The 19887-nt window shown below is 42.5% G+C and carries 23 protein-coding genes; all 23 read left to right on the top strand.

Annotated elements, in window-relative coordinates:
- Positions 1-17 precede the first annotated feature (17 nt).
- The 23 genes from V6R21_RS32370 to V6R21_RS32260 all read left to right on the top strand — a co-directional run bounded on the left by V6R21_RS32370 (position 18) and on the right by V6R21_RS32260 (position 19880).
- Entirely contained in the window at positions 18-527 is a 510-nt protein-coding gene (locus V6R21_RS32370; RefSeq protein ID WP_334241745.1) for a hypothetical protein, read from the top strand.
- A complete protein-coding gene (locus V6R21_RS32365; RefSeq protein ID WP_334241743.1) occupies positions 524-2923 on the top strand; it encodes a primase-helicase family protein in 2400 nt (799 codons plus the stop codon). The genes V6R21_RS32370 and V6R21_RS32365 overlap by 4 nt, the downstream gene beginning before the upstream one ends.
- Before the next feature lies 1 nt (position 2924).
- Positions 2925-3260 carry a hypothetical protein gene (locus V6R21_RS32360; RefSeq protein ID WP_334241741.1) on the top strand — a complete coding sequence of 112 codons (336 nt, stop codon included), beginning with the start codon at positions 2925-2927 and terminating at the stop codon, positions 3258-3260.
- Positions 3251-3628: a hypothetical protein gene (locus tag V6R21_RS32355; protein WP_334241738.1), complete on the top strand. Its 378-nt coding sequence runs from the start codon at positions 3251-3253 to the stop codon at positions 3626-3628. Before V6R21_RS32360 ends, V6R21_RS32355 begins: the two co-directional genes overlap by 10 nt.
- Positions 3628-4224, top strand: coding sequence for a hypothetical protein (locus V6R21_RS32350; protein WP_334241737.1), 597 nt, complete (start codon positions 3628-3630; stop codon positions 4222-4224). The genes V6R21_RS32355 and V6R21_RS32350 overlap by 1 nt, the downstream gene beginning before the upstream one ends.
- Before the next feature lie 2 nt (positions 4225-4226).
- A complete protein-coding gene (locus V6R21_RS32345; protein ID WP_334241735.1) occupies positions 4227-4721 on the top strand; it encodes a hypothetical protein in 495 nt (164 codons plus the stop codon).
- Positions 4714-5052, top strand: coding sequence for a hypothetical protein (locus tag V6R21_RS32340; RefSeq protein ID WP_334241733.1), 339 nt, complete (start codon positions 4714-4716; stop codon positions 5050-5052). The genes V6R21_RS32345 and V6R21_RS32340 overlap by 8 nt, the downstream gene beginning before the upstream one ends.
- A gap of 18 nt (positions 5053-5070) precedes the next feature.
- Positions 5071-5232, top strand: coding sequence for a hypothetical protein (locus tag V6R21_RS32335; RefSeq protein ID WP_334241731.1), 162 nt, complete (start codon positions 5071-5073; stop codon positions 5230-5232).
- 64 nt (positions 5233-5296) lie between these two features.
- The gene (locus V6R21_RS32330) at positions 5297-5974 is read left to right on the top strand and encodes a hypothetical protein (RefSeq protein WP_334241729.1); all 678 of its coding nucleotides are present in this window, start codon (positions 5297-5299) and stop codon (positions 5972-5974) included.
- Positions 5959-6156, top strand: a complete 198-nt coding sequence (locus V6R21_RS32325) for a hypothetical protein (RefSeq protein WP_334241726.1) — start codon at positions 5959-5961, stop codon at positions 6154-6156. Before V6R21_RS32330 ends, V6R21_RS32325 begins: the two co-directional genes overlap by 16 nt.
- Before the next feature lie 666 nt (positions 6157-6822).
- Positions 6823-7284 (top strand): hypothetical protein, encoded by a 462-nt coding sequence (locus V6R21_RS32320; protein ID WP_334241724.1) that lies wholly within the window; start codon positions 6823-6825, stop codon positions 7282-7284.
- An 11-nt stretch (positions 7285-7295) separates the two neighbouring features.
- The gene (locus V6R21_RS32315; RefSeq protein ID WP_334241723.1) at positions 7296-10130 is read left to right on the top strand and encodes a hypothetical protein; all 2835 of its coding nucleotides are present in this window, start codon (positions 7296-7298) and stop codon (positions 10128-10130) included.
- A 121-nt stretch (positions 10131-10251) separates the two neighbouring features.
- The gene (locus V6R21_RS32310) at positions 10252-11532 is read left to right on the top strand and encodes a S49 family peptidase (RefSeq protein WP_334241721.1); all 1281 of its coding nucleotides are present in this window, start codon (positions 10252-10254) and stop codon (positions 11530-11532) included.
- 27 nt (positions 11533-11559) lie between these two features.
- Complete coding sequence (locus tag V6R21_RS32305; RefSeq protein WP_334241718.1) at positions 11560-12546, top strand: hypothetical protein; 987 nt, start codon at positions 11560-11562, stop codon at positions 12544-12546.
- Between the two features lie 67 nt (positions 12547-12613).
- On the top strand, positions 12614-13204 hold the full coding sequence (locus V6R21_RS32300; protein WP_334247585.1) for a hypothetical protein: 591 nt from the start codon (positions 12614-12616) through the stop codon (positions 13202-13204).
- On the top strand, positions 13204-13944 hold the full coding sequence (locus V6R21_RS32295; RefSeq protein ID WP_334241714.1) for a hypothetical protein: 741 nt from the start codon (positions 13204-13206) through the stop codon (positions 13942-13944). Before V6R21_RS32300 ends, V6R21_RS32295 begins: the two co-directional genes overlap by 1 nt.
- Complete coding sequence (locus tag V6R21_RS32290) at positions 13941-14558, top strand: hypothetical protein (RefSeq protein WP_334241712.1); 618 nt, start codon at positions 13941-13943, stop codon at positions 14556-14558. The genes V6R21_RS32295 and V6R21_RS32290 overlap by 4 nt, the downstream gene beginning before the upstream one ends.
- On the top strand, positions 14533-16188 hold the full coding sequence (locus tag V6R21_RS32285; protein ID WP_334241710.1) for a hypothetical protein: 1656 nt from the start codon (positions 14533-14535) through the stop codon (positions 16186-16188). Before V6R21_RS32290 ends, V6R21_RS32285 begins: the two co-directional genes overlap by 26 nt.
- A gap of 173 nt (positions 16189-16361) precedes the next feature.
- Entirely contained in the window at positions 16362-16616 is a 255-nt protein-coding gene (locus tag V6R21_RS32280) for a hypothetical protein (RefSeq protein WP_334241707.1), read from the top strand.
- On the top strand, positions 16616-17920 hold the full coding sequence (locus V6R21_RS32275; protein ID WP_334241705.1) for a hypothetical protein: 1305 nt from the start codon (positions 16616-16618) through the stop codon (positions 17918-17920). Before V6R21_RS32280 ends, V6R21_RS32275 begins: the two co-directional genes overlap by 1 nt.
- A 1-nt stretch (position 17921) precedes the next feature.
- Positions 17922-18899, top strand: a complete 978-nt coding sequence (locus V6R21_RS32270; protein WP_334241703.1) for a DUF6712 family protein — start codon at positions 17922-17924, stop codon at positions 18897-18899.
- A gap of 1 nt (position 18900) precedes the next feature.
- Positions 18901-19206 (top strand): hypothetical protein, encoded by a 306-nt coding sequence (locus V6R21_RS32265; protein WP_334241701.1) that lies wholly within the window; start codon positions 18901-18903, stop codon positions 19204-19206.
- A gap of 230 nt (positions 19207-19436) precedes the next feature.
- A complete protein-coding gene (locus tag V6R21_RS32260) occupies positions 19437-19880 on the top strand; it encodes a DUF5675 family protein (protein WP_334241700.1) in 444 nt (147 codons plus the stop codon).
- Positions 19881-19887: the final 7 nt, after the last annotated feature.

The raw sequence follows: 19887 nt of genomic DNA, 5'->3' as shown, positions 1-19887 counted from the left end.
AAAAAGGAGGATAACAGATGAGCGCAACACCCACACATCAGAAGCACTTCCAGTTCCTGACCAACGACCTGCAAAAGGCCATCCAAAAAAAGGAATGGACACTACAGCAAAGTTGGTGCAACGAGAAGAGCCGCAAGTATATCACCGAAGAGCTGACCTTCTATAAGAAGATCATGCAAACCACCACCTCCATTTATAATGGTGTAAAACAGGACTTGGTACAGCGGCACAACGCTTTCGTTAGCCGCAATTCAATGAAAGTGCAATTGGAAAAAGGACGCATGGAATCAGCGCATATGCTAGAGTCATCCGACCTGATCGATAAGCACCGCATAGCAGAGTTTAAGGTGATGATGTTCAAGTTTTGGTTTGCCATCCAGCAGGAGACAGACCAAGACACGATCCAAGCAAAGAGCCGAAGCATTGTAAGGCTCTATGCCCTGATCAGATTTATGGAAGAAGAAATTCCCTACGAGGAAACAGAAAAGACATTAACCGCAGAAGACGCAATCAGTAAAATATTATGAATACCTCAACGATACTTTTTTCACAGGCAATTGAAGCTAAGATGACCATGGATGGAAAGAACCTTTCCAAAAATGTAATCATTGTGCTAGGGTCAGAAACCGAAGGAATTGAAGGAAGTTTACAAGGGGATGACATCGTATTGGTTCAAAAGTTTTACGACTTGTTCAATTACGATTCAATGGAGCCAGTAAAAGAGCTGACCGATATCCTGGACAAACTAACTCCTGAAGTACTGACAATACTCTACCCATCTGATACAAGAGTCAACAAATACCACCCAAACAAAGACCTCTATAAAAAGCCCGCAGGTTTGACAAAACAGATCAAGTCATTCCACAAGGCTTTTAACTACCTAACCAAACGGAAAGGTATTGCAACCAAAAGAATCGTACTGAAAGTAATCAAGGCGGACTACTGGCAGCAAGCCCGAACACTGGATAGGATGCTGTTCGAATTTCCGGATCACGAAGAAGAAATCATTAAATCCCTAAGCAGCGAACATGAAAACAAATGGTTTGATCATGTCAAGCTGGCTGATGGAGAAATGGAACACCTGTACCGCTACTTTGGTATCGACTTTCAGGATCACACGGTACAAGACTTCTATAATATCTATAACAGGTTTGGAGATATTGACAAGTCTGAGTTTATCTATAAGTCTTGCATTTACCAACTGATCAGGGGTGAGATCAAAAAGATCAAGCACGTAGATGCAGACAAGTATATTCAAATCTTGGATAAGATTGTACTGATGTCAGTCCAGTATTTGGGCGAAAATGCTGACCTGTTTGTACGAGGCATGCAGCCAACTTCCTACGAATCGGTAAAAAGGAAATATGGAGCGGATTTTATCAAAGACATCCCCGCTTATGATGGGCTGGCGCTTGAGCCGGACAACACCAAGAACTACCAACGGAGGTTTACCACCAGCAAAGGCAGGTTGGAGTTTGACTATTACAATGTCTACGAACCGCTGAATGTTTATCCTGGCAATTTCAAAACTGCTGAAGAAGCAGCAGAAGCATGTCCCAATATCCTAAGCTATTTCCACCATATCTCACAAGGGAATGCGGAATGGGATGCACCAATATTGGGAGACAGATTAACGGTATTGCTTGACTGGTTCCGGATTGCCTATCGCTATCCAAAAGCCAGACTCCCTATGGTCATCCTGATGAGCCGCGAGCGTGGAACAGGTAAGTCAACCTTACTCAACCTGATGCGATACATCTTTGGAGCCAATGCCATGGTTACTGATATCAACGACCTGTTAGGCAGGTTCAACTCACACAACGCTTACAAGACATATATAGGTCTGGAAGAAATTAAGGTAGAAAGTGAAAGAGACCAGGCGATGAACATGCTAAAGGATTTGATCACAGGACACACAAGATTGATGGAACCAAAAGGTGTGATCAAGTCTGAAGTATCCAACTTTGCTCACTTCATAGCCACCTCAAACCATGAGGATAATATCATGAAGATTGACTCTGATGATGAGGACCGTTTCTTTATGCTGAAACCGCCAGTACTACAAGAGACAAAACCAAACATGCTGCAGATGATGAAGGAAGAAGTCCCTGCATTCCTGAGCATGTTAGTCCAGACTCCTATCCACCATGTAAACCCCAATGCCCGAAACAACAGCATTGCCGAAATGAAGATGGGCCGTCTTTGGTTCAATGTAAAGCACATTCAAACGGAAGAGTTTTTCAATGTGATCAAGCATTCAAAGCCAATGGCCATGAAAGAGGTCGAAACCTTTATGAGAGACCTTTTCCTCAACTTCAATGTGCAAACGGTCAGGATACACCCAAAGGTACTTTGTGACCTGATGAAAGACACCGCCAAGTTTAAGTACAGCCCTGATGACATCAAGCGAGTGTTTGCAGAAAAAGGATACAAAACCCTAAGTACAAGTGTGTCATTTATCTACATCCCTTTGGATGTGGAAAAAGACCATAAAGGCAACCTTCAGTACATCTATTACAGAGAGAAAATCAAGAACACCAGCGAGTACAGGATTCCCAAAAACCGCTATTACGAGCTTCAAGCTGAAGATTGGTTAACACCTGAAGAATTTGAAAGAATCAAGGGTAAGACAATCGACGACCTGAACATTGATGAGGAAAACTACTTGGTTGAAACCGCCAAAATTCACCTGAACGGCAACGCTGAAGACCTGGTATTTGAATACCTCAAAGCTCAGCCAATTAACAGCAGGTGGATAGAAATGGAAGACTTGATGGAAAGGTTTAACCGAAAGGTAGATAACCCAATCAAACAGGATCAATGGCGCAAGCATATACAGAGCTTTCACGACTGGAGCGAGAAAGACAGAACAGTAGTGATCTCAGACAATTACGACAAGATTCAATTTAAACCTCCTTTCTAATATGATAACGATTCAAAGTGAAGACCTCGAACTAATATTCAAGGCTACAAAAGCAGCACTGGAGTACAGAGCCAACCTAGGTAAACTCAATAATTATCCGGATGAATTAAAGCCAGACTTCGACTGCTTCAGTGATTGCTTGAACTGGTACCATGATATGTTACAGGATCAAAAGTCAAAGAAATCTGAACAAATCAGACTTGCTCAGATGATGGGAGAAACCGATCCAAAAGTATATGAGGATAAGCAACTGGAATACCAGCTGATGCACCAGGAATATATGAGGATAAGAAACATTATCAGCTATCTAAACAAAGAAGGAGTAGCATGGACCTAAACAAAAACCTCAACCATATACAGCAACTGGCTGAAGGGCATAAACGGACAGATACCATCAACCCATTTGACCATGCTTGGCAGGTAACGGAATGGAAAGATCAGAACTGTCTGAAATGCCGAAAATGCCTATCAGCTCACCACCCGAAATATGAGCTGCCATTGCTGAAAGAGAGTATCCAACTGGTGAAAACAGGTCAGGAGTGTATCGGGAAACTGGCACTTGAAATCATCTTTTACCAGGATACTATCCCCATTGAAGTGGCTGAAATGATGGGCATTGCTCAAAACCTAAACGATACATGCAAAGCATTTGAGCCATTGACGAAACATGAGAAAAAAGATCCTAACCAACTAAACTTATTCTGATGCATATCCTAGACTATTACGAACCTAAGTTCAAAAAACCTGAAGGTGTAACCGAAGCAATAATCAACAAGGTTCACCGCTTCGAGACAGCCTTATATATCGCGCTGGCTTATTACCGCAGCTTTGCCAGTGGCAACCAAGCAATGAAGCTCAAGTACAAAAACTTCGAGAGGAAAGCCGAAAGCTTTATCACGCTGTATGAAATGCCTAACAGCCCTGAGTTTGACCTGCTGGACAAAAAGACCGATGAGATATTCCCATACGTCGAATCGCTTTCCGGCAGCGATGAGTATCACTTCAGACTTATGGTATCAGTGGCCAGCAGCTATTTTGAGGAATACAAAAACGTGATGTTTCAAAATGCCCGAGCCATAACCAAAGAAGAATGGGAAAAACGAATCAAACGAGCAATCAATAGACAAGCTAAACGCAAGATGGAAAAGCAGATGAAGCAGGACATTTCAAATGCAGGTCTGGGACTTTCCACTTTCTCTCGCATGATGCAAAAAATCAGCTTAGACCTTCCTGAGCAGATCAAAAGCGTCAGACGCTATATGGACAATAACATCATTGTAGAACTTGAACCCGAAGTATAACCATGGCAACGATTTATTATATCACAGAAAAGAAAACCGAGACAGGTAAGAAGTTTCAGGAACTGGAAAGAAGAATGGAACAAGCTTATGATGATCAAATTGATTTCTGTTTTAAGTACAACATTAAACATTACCGTCCTGATGACTTTGCAGCTCAAGGAGGTTTTTCCTCTGTAACCTTTGATAAGGATGTTGAGGTGGATACCAAGGTTTGGAAGAACGTCTATAATTCTAGTCATGAATGGATGCCAAAACTGAACACCAAATTAGGTAAGACGATACAAAAAGAAATGGATGAATGTCTTCTAATAGGTAGAAAAGAGCTGAATCAATGCGTCGGTTATAAAGGCTTTCCTAATCATATAGGATACTCATTTAGAAATAAAAAATACTATGGTTTTATGGTCAGCGATACATTTAAGTTTGACCCTCCAAAAGACTGTAAAGAAATCACATTCACTGAGTACAAACACCTTTTCATTAATAATAATGAGTAGTTCTAATGGAATAATTCTAAGCATTGAGTTAGGCTTTCTTTTCATGTTGATAGCCTTGGTCATTTTTCTAAATATAGATGATGCTAAAAAACTAAAAGAGTCTAAAAAACATCATCGAGAAATAAGAAACCATATCGATCAAGAAAAATTCAAACTTGAAATCTTCGAAAATAATATCATAAAGCTTATGAAAAAGCCAAAAGGTCATACTCATTACTATAAAGAGGTTGGTGTTTTTTATGATATGGATGAAGCTATAGAAGCAAAAGTCAATGCTGAGTTTAAACGTGATCAAAGAGATGGATCAGGGACTCCCACATCTTATTATTAATCAATAACCCCTAAAACCATGGCCCTTATAAAAGTAATGCTACTCTACTTTATTGTCTTGGCTTTCGTCTCACTACTGGGAAGCTTATTAGACAAGAAGAAAGGAAGTCAAAATATATGGTCATACGATGATGATGATGACGATTATTACTATGACAGTGATGATGATGATTCTGAATAAACTCGTGCATTTTTCACCTAACGGGAGGGACTTCTCACCCCTCCCATTTTAACTACAAAAATCAATGGCAAAATCAACTCGGCTTACTCAGTTTATACACAATGCCTATATCAGAGTAAAATCAAAAGACTTTAAAGAAGAAGAACATTGTCAATATCACAATATACTAAGGGCAAGCTCTGACCTGGGAAAAGCAGCTGAAGCTGCAAACCTCAACAAAAAAGCATATATCAAACATTACATTAACAGTTTAACTCTTGTGAATTTTGTAAATCCAGAAACGTTCAACTTCCATATTCAGACATTTTACCCAATCTTTATCAAAGACACTTTTGAGGATAAATTAGCAAGTTCTTTTCTTTGGATTTGTGATTGGATTAGCAACAATGAAGGGAAGCTAATGATCAGTACCATTGGCTATGTGTATGAAAAGAACCTGGCAGGAAAACAACCTACATTCAAAAGTATAGAACATGCCCTGGTATATGCCGAAAAAAAGGTACTAGCACTTGATCCGGAAGGACCAGGAACAACACGAGAATATCAGGCAGGTGCAGCGTTAGCCGCAATTATGCAAGTGGCCAACTACAAAGGCGTGGACTTGTTTCTTCATGCAGGATGGAGATTGGCATTTAATCGAACTAGACCAGTTGATAGACCAAAAAAAACCATGCAATGTTGGTATTGTGAAGACAAACTATACGTGGATGGTAAGACGTGCCCTAAATGTATGGACAACTAAACCTGTTTATGATGGAAAGAAATATTAATTACACCGCCATTATTGGTTTTATCTGTCTGATATGTGTGATGGTGCTGCTCCTACTCCCGGCTATTATCGACTTCAATAAAGACATAAAAGATACGGTTGCAGGAAAATCTTATAAATGGCAGGAAGAATATGCATTGGATAGTCTGGATTGATTATCAACAAAACAACAGATCAACAGCCTTTGGATTCCCAAAGGCTTTTTTATGCCTGAAAAAAAACGAATCGAAAAAAAAATAGGGATAATACAATAACTAAAGATTTAGTTCTCAGTAAAACTCAGCGAAGTTGAAAATAGTGTTGATTTTGTTGATTTGTTGATAATGGTATATAAAAAACTAACTATCAATAACTTACACAATCAACAAAATTTTTAAAAATGTTGATAATCAACAAAAGTGTTGATCAGCTAAGGAGAGAATTAGTCAGGTTTTTTAAAGTATTTTAACAAAACACACCAAAAAGGGTCAAAAACCGATCAACAAACAACATGCTGTTGATCAGATTTACCAAAAATGTTGATCTTATAACTCATTGATAAACTAACACTTAACATAGACTATCAACAAATCAACAAAATCAACACTTTTTCCCAACTCTCCACGGAGCCACTAAATCACTGAAATTTCGTATTTGGTCAGAATTATGGGAATAGTACAAAATCTGACATATCCAAGATTTTGACCATGTACATTTGTCCTATTTTATGTACATTTGTCCTATTAGAAAGGTCTATAACGGACAAATGTATATCCCAATCAACCCCTCTTACACTACCCATTATCCAGCTTATTTTTTTGTGGAAATCAAATCCATGACCTATGTCAATGAGGTTAAGCCCTACAGTACTTTTGCTGGATAATTACCTGTACAAGTTTTTGAAGAAGCGCAACAAGCAGAAACGGCTTCGCATCAATCCTAATTTATGTATCGGTCAGAAAGGACCTGACCGTAAACGTATGCTCCATATGCTGGAGCAAGCAGAGAAGTACAACCGTGTGCATGTACTGATGCACAACCCTACACTATCCAGACGGTACCGCCTCCAACGACTGATCAAGGAATGGTTTTGCAAAGAAATGCTGGACTTTGTGCTCTACAATGCCAAGCGTAACCATGGCCATAATGTGCTTTTGATCATCAGTGAGTTTTTGGAGCTTCACCAAATCTCTGAAGATGACCTCCAGCGTGAAACAGCCTACAAGACTTGGCAACGCTCAAACCACAAAAAAGAGCTGGATCATTTTCTCGCCACCAATACAAATGATGATATACTTTTCTAATTGATAACAACATGACAACCTACTCAGGACAAACCAATATTGGCGGACTGGCCAAGATCCAGTACGTACTGGAAGAGGAAATAGCCTCCTTTCCCGAACAAATAGGTGCCAAGCTGGATGGTGATATAGAGCTGTATCCTACCAAGGTGTGGAAGGAAATCTACTTCACGCAGGAAAGCGGCTCACTGACAGTTAAGGAAAACCAAAGTAGCCAGGGAGAATACTTTGATACGGCACTTTCTTTCCAGCTCCCAAAGGTGCGGGAGATTGTAACCACCGAGCTAAGCGAGATAATAGGGAAAGAGTTGATCCTGCTTTGTGAGTATCAGAACGGAGACGTAAGAGCCGTTGGCACCAAGGAGCTTCCAGCCCGGATCACCTATGATGACGGATCAGGCGCTCAAACTGCTGACAAAAACGGGTACCGCCTATCTTGCCGTTATCAGTCAGCTTGTGATATTCCATTCTATGAGGGAGCCACCGAAACAGAAGTCAAGATACCAGACCTTATTGTAGAGAGTGGCAACCCTGAAGCACTACTGGTACAGGGCACCAACAATTATGAATGGGTACATGATCCGGATGCAGGACTTTCCTATCTGTATTTGGAAGATGGTAAAAGCTCCGTATCAGGATTTCAGTTTTGTGATGCACTGATTTCGGGTGATGTAGACCTGAGCGATGCCGGATGGACCAACCTTGTTTACTTATGTTTGAAGAATGCCAATAACCTGAACCTGACTTTGGGTGATTGGATTAAGCAGCAAGATGTTACGGTAGATGTTACCAATGCCATACTCCAAAAGGATAAGCTTTTGTCAATACTGGAACAGGTCGATAACATTGGCAGTAATCAGACCTTTACAGGACGTACCTTTAAGATTGGCGTACTGGTAGATGAGTTTGGGTTTGAGTCTTCAGCACAAGGGTTTCCGCTTATTCCTGGAGAGGAACCAGACCAATCATGTATTGACCTGATGGAAAAGCTGGGCGGAGAGAACTTTGACGGCAACGGGGAAGGCTGGACATTTACGACCGCTACTTTTGGCCTTGTGAAAGTGAAGATGAAGAAAGGGTATTTTGATCTGCGTAACCGTTTTTCTCAGAATTCAGGAGAAGGGCTGATCATTGTCCGGGGACCATACAACAATGTGTTTATCAATGCCACTGGTATGGAATCGTACTATGGTTTGGAGGGATCGATTGTGGAATTTTACCATACGGAACCTGATAGCCTGATAGAGCTTGATATGAAAAAGCTAAGCATCTATAATGTAGATTTTACTGATGCGGCAAATGCTTCTACAGCCACCTATGACCTTTCACTTAACCGTATTGCAGCTGTCTATCTGGACGTGTTCAATGAGCTGTTGCAGGAAGCTGGCAGTCAGATGACCATCAAGCTATGGAGCCACTGGTTTTACCTGAGCTTCTTTGGGGATGACAACTATATAGAGCAGGTACTGAAAAACCCACTGCGGGAAAGGCTGCAATGTGCCAATGTCTTTTTTGAAAAGGATAGCGGATATCAAAGCGACCAAGGGGCATCAAGCAGTATTACCCGATATGCTATTAATGATGATGGTGATATGATGGTATTGGCGGTAGCCAGTGTAAATGATGATCCTAATAACTATCAGGATATAAGCATCAACAATTCAGAATTTGGCAATGATGCCATCAAGGGGACATTTAAAGCATTGTATGCAAGGTTTGGAGACTTTTTCACTATCAATGATCAAACAAATCTGGAGGAAATCATCTTCAAGGAGTCAATTATTGGAGATGAGGTAAATGGCGGAAGACAGTTTATAGCCAACAATAATGCGAATTTACGCCTGATAGACGGTAGTGACTCAAAGTTATCTGTACTTCAGGGCAATGCCTATTTCAGGTTATGGTACAATCCTAAACTGGAAAGGATCTCATTTGCAGATACAGCACTGGTAAGGTTCTATGCAAGGGACAATGATATATTGCAGGAGATTGATATGCCTATCAATTACACAGATGATCGTACTATAGAGCTGAGAATCAACAACCACCCATTACTGGAGAAGGTGAAATCAATACAAACTACCTATGCAGGTGGGTACCAAAACAACAATGGTGTATGTATTGTATCCAACAATCCATTACTGGCAACCATTGGTAATACAGTTGGTACGGCTGACTTTAGTGGGCTTGATTTTGATGTGGATATCAGTGATCCTTCGGATACTGGATACCCTCAGTTTAGCCTGTCGCAAATGGCTTGTGATACTTTGCTATTCTCTAACACTACCAACTTGGGTAAAGGTGACTTTGTGATTTCTTATTTGCCTAACCTTACAGGGGTACTGGACCTGTCAAACGTCAGGATACATAACGAGTTTGGTAATGGGTACCTCTATCTTTTTGAATTGCCATTGGTGACTGGCGTAACACCATTCAAGGCAGGTAGTTACTCAGTAAGGTCTCAGATCCTGTTCAGGAATATGGACTCCATGCCTGATAACTTTGATTATGATTTTGCCAATGTCGAGTTCGGCTTCAGGAGTTACAATTTCTTTTTCAATATAGAGGGTAAAATAAGGAACATGCTTAATGTGAATGGAGAACTGAGAAGACTCAACTACAGGGGAAATGGTATGAGTGGTGTCTTGGATTGGTCGGGTTGTCAGTGGGTGTCCCGCTATAACGATGATGGGAACTCCAATGCAAACTATATCATTACGGAAGGGGATTTGGAAATAACGGTAGCAGATACCAGCGATGTTGTTGCCGATGACTTTACCGTAATCAAAAACAGTGGCGGTACCTTTACTGTCAAGAATGTAAGTGGAACAACACTGGCCACTATATAACAAGAAAGCCTCCCATCACCGGGAGGCTTTTTCACCTTTCTATTGAACAACTTTTTGTCCTACGGGAAAACATCTCCTATCCTGTTATTGCTTCAAAATCGAATCACCGAACTGAAGCGCAATGAATACAGCACTTATTTCTACCATACTTAATAGCGTCTGGGCTATTAATCAAGACTCTGTCAAAGGATTTGTACCACTGATCAACTCCATATTGTCCGGACGTAGTTTCTGGGAAGGAAAAGACCTTGCTCAGCTTCGGGAAGCGCACCGCTCCAACACGATGAATTATACTGTTGCCTCCAGTGGAGTAAGTAAGCAGAGAAGATTCGGGGTTGTCAAGATCCATGGTGTTGTCATGAAGAATGACCAACAGTGTGGCCCTGAGGGGACCATTACCAAATCAAAACAAATTATTGCCTTTGATAATGATCCGGATATTGACGCTATCCTGTTGGATATTGACTCTCCAGGTGGTCAGGCTGATGGTACACAAACATTGGTAGATACAATCCGAAATACCCGTAAACCTGTTGCTGCTTTTGTCAGTGATGGAATGGCCGCTTCTGCTGCTATGTGGATTGCCAGTGCAGCAGATGAGATTATTAGCTCACATGATACCAACCTGATCGGCTCTATTGGTGCAATGATGAATTATGTAGATGACCGTGAGTATTGGGAAAGTTTGGGCGTAAAGTTCAATAGTATTTACGCTGATGATGCCTCAGAAAAAAACAGTGAGTACAGGGCATTGATGGAAGGTAACACTGAACCATATAAGCAAAAAATCCTGAACCCACTTAACAATGCCTTTGTGAACGGTATCAAGAAAAACCGACGTGGAAAGTTGAAGCTAAATCATAAGACCTTGTTCAAAGGAGCCATTTTCACCAGCAGCGAAGCATTGGAAGTTGGTCTGATCGATGCCATTGGAGATGAAAACTTTGCACTCAAAAGGTTATCCGCACTTACAGATAAATCAAATTCTTCAAAAAAGACCAATACCAAAATGTCAAATATCACCACCAACAAATGGGCACGCACTTTTGCAGCTTTAAACGCTACTGAGCTTGACGCTACAGAAGAGGGCGTTGTGCTTAACAACGAACAGATGGATACCATCGAGCAGTCTTTGGCTGCATCAGAAGCGGTACAAACGCAGCTTGAAACTGCCAATGCCAATTTGGAAACAGCCAACTCTGATCTTTCAGCAGCTAACGAAAATATAGCTACGCTTGAGGCTCGTATCCAGGAGCTGGAAAAGAGTCCGTCCGCAAGCAGTACGCAACCAGCTACTGGCAATAGCGACAACGACAGCAGCCCATCTACTGACGCTGAAGCCGCTCACTTTTCTACTGTCGGAAAACAAAGACAGGAGCGTATCGCCAGAATGAGAAAATAATCCTTCACCTTCTAACATTTCATAGAAATGCCTGACGCTATTAATATTGAAGCATTACAGCAATACTGTGAGGAATTTCAGCGAGAGCTGATTACCATCCCCACCACTTCCATGGATGACATTTTCAATCACTTTAATGTCTTGCCAGGAATCAAGGACCGTTATGTTCTTTCCACGCTGCAACTTGAAAAGCTCCTAAAACCTTACGGTAAGGATTGGTCTAAAAAAGCCAATGTGGGTGCCATCAAGCCAAGGACCTTGCAGGTACAGATTGGTGAGGTCAACTTGGAAGAAAACCCATTGGAATACCGTAAGTCATGGTTAGCCATGCTTATGAAAAAGGGTGTCGATGCAAGTGACCATCCTTTTGAGAAAGAATTTTTTGAGCAGATTCTCGCTACTGTAGGTCATGAACTGAATATGGATGTCCTGTTTAATGGCATCTATAACAGTGCTGGTACCGATGCGGTGGATGTGAATAATGGCTTCTTTAAGATCATCACGGATGAGCTTGCCATTGGCGCGCAATCAGCGATAGACAATGCTGGTGATGCAACAGAAGGTTTTGACCTTACAAGAGGTAACGTCATTGCTACAGGTGCAATCACTTCAGCGGATGCACTAACGAAGCTTAAAGACATGTACCGTCAAATTGACGATGCCTTCAGAAGCAGACCTGTTAAGATGTACATGAGTTACAATGTTTACGATAAATATTGTGACGATTACAAAGCCGAGACTGGTGCAAATCCATACAATACCAAGTATGAGCAAACCTACTTGGAAGGCTCAGCGGGTATGTGTGAGATTGTTCCTTTGGCTGGAATGGGTACCTCTCAACGTGTGATCATTTCTCCTGAATGGAATATGTGTGTGGGTATTGACGGTGAATCTGACCAGGAGAAAATCGAGGTAATGAAGACCAACCCTAAAACGTTGGCCATCTTCCTTGCGCTTGCCTTTGGTGTTCAGTTTGCCACCCTAGATGCGGTTTGGATCAACGACCAAGCCTAACCAATAAAGGTCTGATTGATAACGCCAATCAGACCTATTCTCTCACTTCTTACAAATCATATCAATCATGTTAGAAGATGTTTTATGGAACGATGGCGAGCCAAACCCTGGGGGACTGGAACAGATCCTTGCCATTGCCAAACTTGAAGATATTGTAACGCTTCCTGTTCCTGTATCTGACGAACCTGCTTATGTAGATAACCTGCTGTCAGATTTGGTGACGATCACGGGAGATATTGTATTCGCCAATACTGTAGGGTTCACGCGTGTCTATGGAACCATTGAGACATTGAAGCTTGATGGGGAATCTCAGGGTGAGTTTGACGGCATGTCAAAATTGAACTCCATAGAGTTTTTGCATCCGGGTTCCAAAGGGGAAATGCTTGGTTTTGACCAGTACACGCAGAATGGCAACTTCATTATCCTTGTGCGTGAAATGGATGGCCAAACACGTATGCTTGGACATCGTGGCTATCCGGCCAAGCGTGTATCTGGTGGAGTTGCTACAACTGGTGCTGCTTCAGCAGATCGAAGAGGTAATACATTCAATTTCCAATCAGCTCGAAAAGGTCCTGCACCTATTTTTATGGGTACTGTAAAGTTGTCTGATGACAGCGTGCAAGATCCATTCACGGGCGTAATCACTCCTGGCGTATAATGAAAGACATCAAAAAGTATTTGGAACAAAAGACACCCTCCTATGAGGCGGGTGTCAGACTATACCTGAAGTACGGCAAGAACCGTAACCTTGTAGCCCTATTCCAAAGAGGAAAGACAGACTACAATGTCCGGAAGCTTAACTCTGTACTGAAGTACATGTACCTGAAGTATGAGCAGGACACAAACAGTAAAAAGGCTCAGGAAGAAAAGGTAAAGCAGGAAAACCAGCCTATTAAACTTGAAGCTGCTGAAGAAACTACAGCAGAGCAGGAAGCTGAAGATACTGAAGCTCCAGCTGAGCAGGAAGCTGAGGAAGTTGATTTCAAGGAAGGCTTAACCGAGCTGACCGAACCTGATGACCGGGTGGATGAGGCAAGCTTGGAACCGCTGTACAAGGAAAGAAGGGCTTTGTATGATGAGTTCAATTTCCTGTTCCATAACAAGCTAAACGCTCAGACTCATATCGAGGAACGAAAGGAAGCCGCTCTCAGGTGCAAGGAGATTGCTATCAAGATACTTCCTGAAGTGCATAACAAACTTGATGCAGCCAAGAACGGGGAAAAGGTAGTGCCAACGCCTGAGCCTACAACTCTATCTGAGGAAGAGCAGGAAGAGGTTAAAAAGAAAATCGTGCATGCTCAGAAGATGATTAGCAAATACAGAAAAGATGATAGCAAGGCCCATTTAGTTGAGAAGTGGGAAGATACCCTTGCTGAACTGAAAGCATCCATCGCGTGAAAAGAAAATTAGGAGGTTACTACAAAAAACTGCTGAATGATAAAGGCAACCTGTTGGACAGGATCAAAGCCAACAGCATTGATGAGTCTGTAGAATTGAGCGCCAAAGAACAGGCTGCTTCAATCCGGATACGTGCTGCATGGTCGATGTTATTGTCTGGACAGAAAAAATCCAATGTAGTAATCTCCTTAATGGATGAGTTCGGTATCTGTGAAAGTCAGGCATACAAGGACTGCAAGGCAGCATATAGGCTTTATGGAAATTTGAATATAGCTGAGAAGGAAGGTCTAAGGGCTATTCATTATGAATTGGCCATGGATGCTTTCAGGATAGCGGCTAAAGCAAAGGATGTAGAGTTTATGCTCCGAGCCAATGAGCAGATGATTAAGCTCTCAAGGCTTGAACAGGCTGACGGTGCTGTACCTGATTTGCCAACACATCAATACTTGATCCAGCTAATTTCAAATGGTGAGGTAATCGATATTGACTTTGAGGACCTTTCCAGCCTTCCTAAGCAAAAACATCAAATGGTGGTTGATGCAATGGAGGAAATGGAAGTAAGTAGGGAAGAAATGAAAATGATACTCGATGGCAAAGAAAAAGAAGAAGAATGATCTTGTAATAAAGCAGCTGAAATTCAATAAACCTCAGCTTCGATACATGATTCACAAGTTTGCTTCTTCAATATCTATTTGGGGAAGGGGAACAGGTAAGTCTTCATTGATTGCATGGCTGATGCACTTGATTGTACAGCTTATGCCTCGCTCAAAGTGGATGCTTGTTGGCAGGACCTACAGTGCCATTTTAAGTAAGACACTTCCCTCTACGGTAGCTTCACTGGAACGGATTGGCTATATCAAGGACTATCATTTTTTCATTGGCCGGAAGGCTCCAAAGCTTTGGGACTGGGATGAGCCTTACGAACCGCCAGCCAAGTATGACAACTGTATTTATTTCTATACCGGGACAATCTTTCAATTTGTATCTCAAGATGGCAATAGTAGTTCTGCAAGGGGTGTCAACTCTGATGGAATTATAGCCGATGAAGGGTTGGAGCTTGACAAGGATAAGTTTGATAAGGAAGTCTCAGCCACCAACCGTGGTAACCTTGACTATTTTAAGCATATCCCTTTACACCATGGTGTTTTCATTTTTAGCTCCATGCCTTATATGAACCAAGCGGATTGGTTGCTGGAATATGGAAGTTATTACAAGGATGATTATCAGACGGATATCATCGACATCAGAAATGAAATTGTTGATCTACAGATAGACTTCCTGCAATCAAAAGAGCAGGAACAAAGGCTGCTGATTTGGGAGGATATCAAGAAGCTTAACAAGCTACTAAAGTACTTCCCTTCCAAAAAAGGGATGTTCTATTCTGAAGCTTCAGCGTTTGACAATATCCAGAACCTTGGCTTTAAATATATAGAGCAGCAATTCAGGGATTTACCGCTATTCATTTTCATGATTGAAATGCTGAATAAAAGACCAGGGAAAGTTGAGGGTGGCTTCTATCCTATGCTGAGTGACAGGTTACACACCTATGTAGCAGAGTCCAACTTCAGTTATCTGGAAAAACTGGGCTACAACCTTGAAGCACTCAGCAAACGAGATAGCCGATTTGATACGGATGTAGACCCAAACAAACCGCTGATCATTTCAGTGGACTGGGGTTCTATAGTATCAACACTACCAGTGTCACAGCAGCATGGACGGGAGATGCGAACAGTCAATGCTTTGTATGTGAAGCATCCGAAACTGACCTATGACCTGGCTAATGATTTTGGAGACTATTACCTCGCGCACCTCAAAAAGGAAGTGACATTCATTGAAGATCATTGGGGCAATACAAAATCGCCAGGATCAAAGACGACTATGAATGATGACTTTGTAGCGCAACTGAGAAAAAGAGGCTGGCGAATAAAACGAATCAATCTTGGCAGACCTGCACTACAATCAGAGAAGTATCAGATTGCTCACAAGATTTTTGCAGGCAACCATGAGCGTATTGACCGCTGGACCTTCAACCGTGAAAACTGTAAATGGCTATTGCTATCTATGATGCAGGCCAAAGTCAAGGAAGGACGCAAAGGCGAAATACAGAAGGACAAGAGCAGGGAGCGGAACGCAAGTGTTGACCAACGAACCACTACCCACTTTTCAGACTCATGGGATTTGCAGGCAGTGGCCGTCAATAAAGGAAAGATCACACCAGGTAGTTCTTTCGTGCCGAATGGCTAAAAAAAATTCTGTACTGGGATTTTCGAAATATCTACTCTAACAATATCAATAAGGCGGTTTTTCAATTTCTAAAACCTTTAAAATTCTATTTAAAGACAAAGTTGACCCCGCCGCGCACTGTTGCAAAAACTTCACCCTAAAGGTGAAAAATATGGTATATGACAGTTCACCCTATGGAAAATACAATCACTAGAACGCACGCAATAGAGATGATGAGGAAAGAAGGAGCAGTCTTTTCCATCACATTTGTCACTGCTGACAGCAACCGTAACCGTGGGGGTGAAATAGTTCACCTTTCGGATTGCCAGTTGCAGGGTATCAGCCATGTACATGGGAATCGCAGGGTGAAGACCAAAGCCGGGAAGATCCGAGAGTTCTGCATTTTCCTGATGACACATTTTAATGATCACCGAGTAATCCCTAGCTAATGAGCGCACAGAGCATATATATCAGTGAGAACGGAGCTGCTGCTTACATCGGTGGTGGTGTCAATGCATTGGTCAAGACCAACATTGGTCCAACCTCCAAGACTTCCAGCAGCAGTTCATCAGGTAATACAGAGATAGCACACTGGGGAAAGAACAACCTCAGACCACAAGAGATGTACGAGGATGTAAGCCGCTCAACAATACTCAAACGGACATTGGAGTGGAAAGCCAAGGCCCTATATGCTGGCGGTATGGTGTACGGTGTCACTGAGATAGATGATAAGGGCAACGAGACGTTTATCCGCAAGCAGGACAAGGAAGTGGAGGAATGGCTCAAGAGAACCAACTTCAAGCGTATGTACCTGTTCCCTGCTTGCCTGGACTACTTCTATTACCATACAGTGTTCCCTGAATTGATCATGGGTAATGGCCGTAATAAGATAGCCAACATCAACCGCATCAAAGCAGCATGGTGCAGATGGGGCCTGATAAAGAGTGGCCCACTCAAGAAATGCTATATCAATCCGGACTGGAAAGCAGCCAAGGAAGAAGACCAGACCATTGTTGATGTCATCAATGTAGAGTATGACCCTATACAATCGGTAAAAGATAGTAAAGCAGATAAGCTGATCTATCCCCTATCATTCCCGGCAATCGATGAGGAATACTATCCGCTCCCTGCATGGGATACCGTCCGTAAGTCCGGTTGGTACGAAGTAGCCATGGGTATTCCTGAGTTCAAGAAAGCTGCACTCAAGAATCAGCTAACACCCGCATTCCATATAGAAATAGCTAAATGGTGGTGGGAGGACAAGTACGAAGAATGGGGCACCATGTCAACCAGTGAAAAGGTAGCTACAGTAAAGAAAGAAATGGAATGGTTTACTGAAACCATGACTGGTACTGATAATGCCATGAAAGCCATCATGACTGCTACAGATGATGACGGAATGGGTAACATCCGAAAGGGTTGGACCATTACCCCAATTGACAATAAGCTGAAAGACGGTGCCTATATCGAGGATTCGCAGGAAGCCAGCTCACACACCCTATTCGCAGCAGGAGTTCACCCAACGCTTATTGGTAGTACACCAGGAAAGCAGATGGGTAACGCTGGCGGCTCGGAGCAACGAGTAGCTTTCAACAACTACATCCTCACTTCTCAGCCTGACCAGGATATCATCTTGGAGCCGGTGCAGTTCATATTCGACTACAATGGGTGGGAGTATGAAGTGAAATTCAAAAACAGCCTGATTAACAAGCTTGACTCAGGCGCTGAAGTAACCGAGAAAACCAATAGCTAATATGTTAATCTCTACACCTGAAGAACTGGCCAACAATCTTGACAACGTCAAGGATGACTTTGATATCGACCTGATAAAACCTGCCATCCGCAGGACAGAGCGCAAGCATATCATTCCAGTGATCAGCAAGGCATTGTATGACCGCATCAATGACAAGTACGAAGCCGACCCTGCTACACTGACAGATATTGAGCAGGAGCTATTGGACGAGATCCAGTCAGCACTCGCTAACCTGGCATTTGCCAGTTACATGACAAGTGGCCAATTGGATATCTCAGAGTCTGGTTTCCATATCAACCAAAGCGAGACGCAAAAAACTGCATGGCCTTGGCAGATTGCCAACCTCAAGAAACAGTTGTTGCAAACAGGTTTTGAAGGGATCGATATGTTACTGGAGTTTCTCGAAACAAACAAGGCAGACTTTCCGGAATGGGTAGCCTCAAATGCCTACACCATCAACAAGGAGCACTTTGTCAATACTATCGACCAGTTCCAGCTATACTATAACCTACACGGTTCACGGACTACATTCCGTAGTATGTCTTCCGTTATCCGCAAGGTGGAAGACTTCAACATCCAAGCCGAATTAGGCAAGGACTTCTACGATGAGCTAAAAGCCGAAATCAAAACAGGCAACGTCTCAGCCGACAACCAGACGCTGATTGACATGCTGGTTCCGGCAGTAGTACTGCTGTCATCAGCAACAGCCATCCGTGAGTTTGTGGTCATCATCACAGACAATGGCATCCGATCATTTGACAGCTACGAGGGAGCAGCCGAAAAAGAGAAAATGGCAAGCATGAGCGACATTGACATGACCAGCCAGAACCTTGAAAACGACGGGGGAGCATACCTCAAAAAGGCTATCGATTATTTAAAGGAGAAAGCATCAGACACCCTGTATGCCACCTTCTTTAATTCAGATAAATACAGCAATGAAAAAGAATGTCGGGACCCACACACCAAAATGTACTACTGATATGATTGAAGAAGCCAAACTCGCAACCGAAGCAGGAAGCACTTTTATTCAAAAAGCCAAGCAGCAGCCATTCATTGTAGTGCTGCTCATAGCAATACTTTTTATCTCCTATTTCGTCAACTGGATTCAGTTCAATGACTTCAAGGAAATCGCCATTCGTAGCGTCATTGCGATCGAGCAGAACACAGCCGCTATGAAAACAATTACCGACTCAAGCAAGGAAGATCAACAGGATATGGAGGATGGAATGAATCGGGAGTTTCAAGTAATCAATAAAAAGCTCGACCTGCTTATAGGTCAAAAATAATTCTTCACCTAAAAACCATTGACTAATGTCAGACATCATCCAAAAACGGAAAAAGCGCAAAAGTATCGCTATCACCATCTTATCATTATTGACCTTGGCAGGAACCTTCTTTGGGATCACCAAATACACAGGCCCTATCGTAGGCGCTGGTCAGGAGATCATCAAGAACATTCCAGACACGCCAGCTAATTATCAGGAACCCGTCGAAATCGACACAATCGCAATGATCTATGAGCAACTACAAAGCCACCCTGACAAGGATCAAGGGCAATTCCAAACAGACCGAGGGCATCTTTTCGCTCTACAACAACAGGCAGAAACTGTTCGAATGCCGCAGTTTAGAATTACCATGGCTCAACAATCAGCAGAACATATCCTGCATCCCGACTGGGACTTACCACTGTACACTCAGGACTACGGGCAAATACAAGAACAGAGCCTTTCATGTCACAGAGAAAAACGGTCAGGAAGTGAAAGGGAGATCAGGAATACTGATCCATTCCGGCACCTACAACAGCCATACAAAGGGTTGCGTCTTGCTGGGACTGGATCTATCCTCAGACCTCAATGCTGACGGGCAACTCGATGTTACCTACTCAGCCGCAGCCATTGAGCTACTGGTAAAACTGGCCATCACCTATGGCATGGAATCTTTTGATTTGACAGTCAACTAATAACCAA

Source organism: Limibacter armeniacum (genome assembly GCF_036880985.1).
Taxonomy (GTDB): Bacteria; Bacteroidota; Bacteroidia; order Cytophagales; family Flammeovirgaceae; genus Limibacter; species Limibacter armeniacum.
The sequence above is the reverse complement of the archived record's forward strand: the minus strand, read 5'-3'. Positions and strand labels throughout refer to the sequence as shown.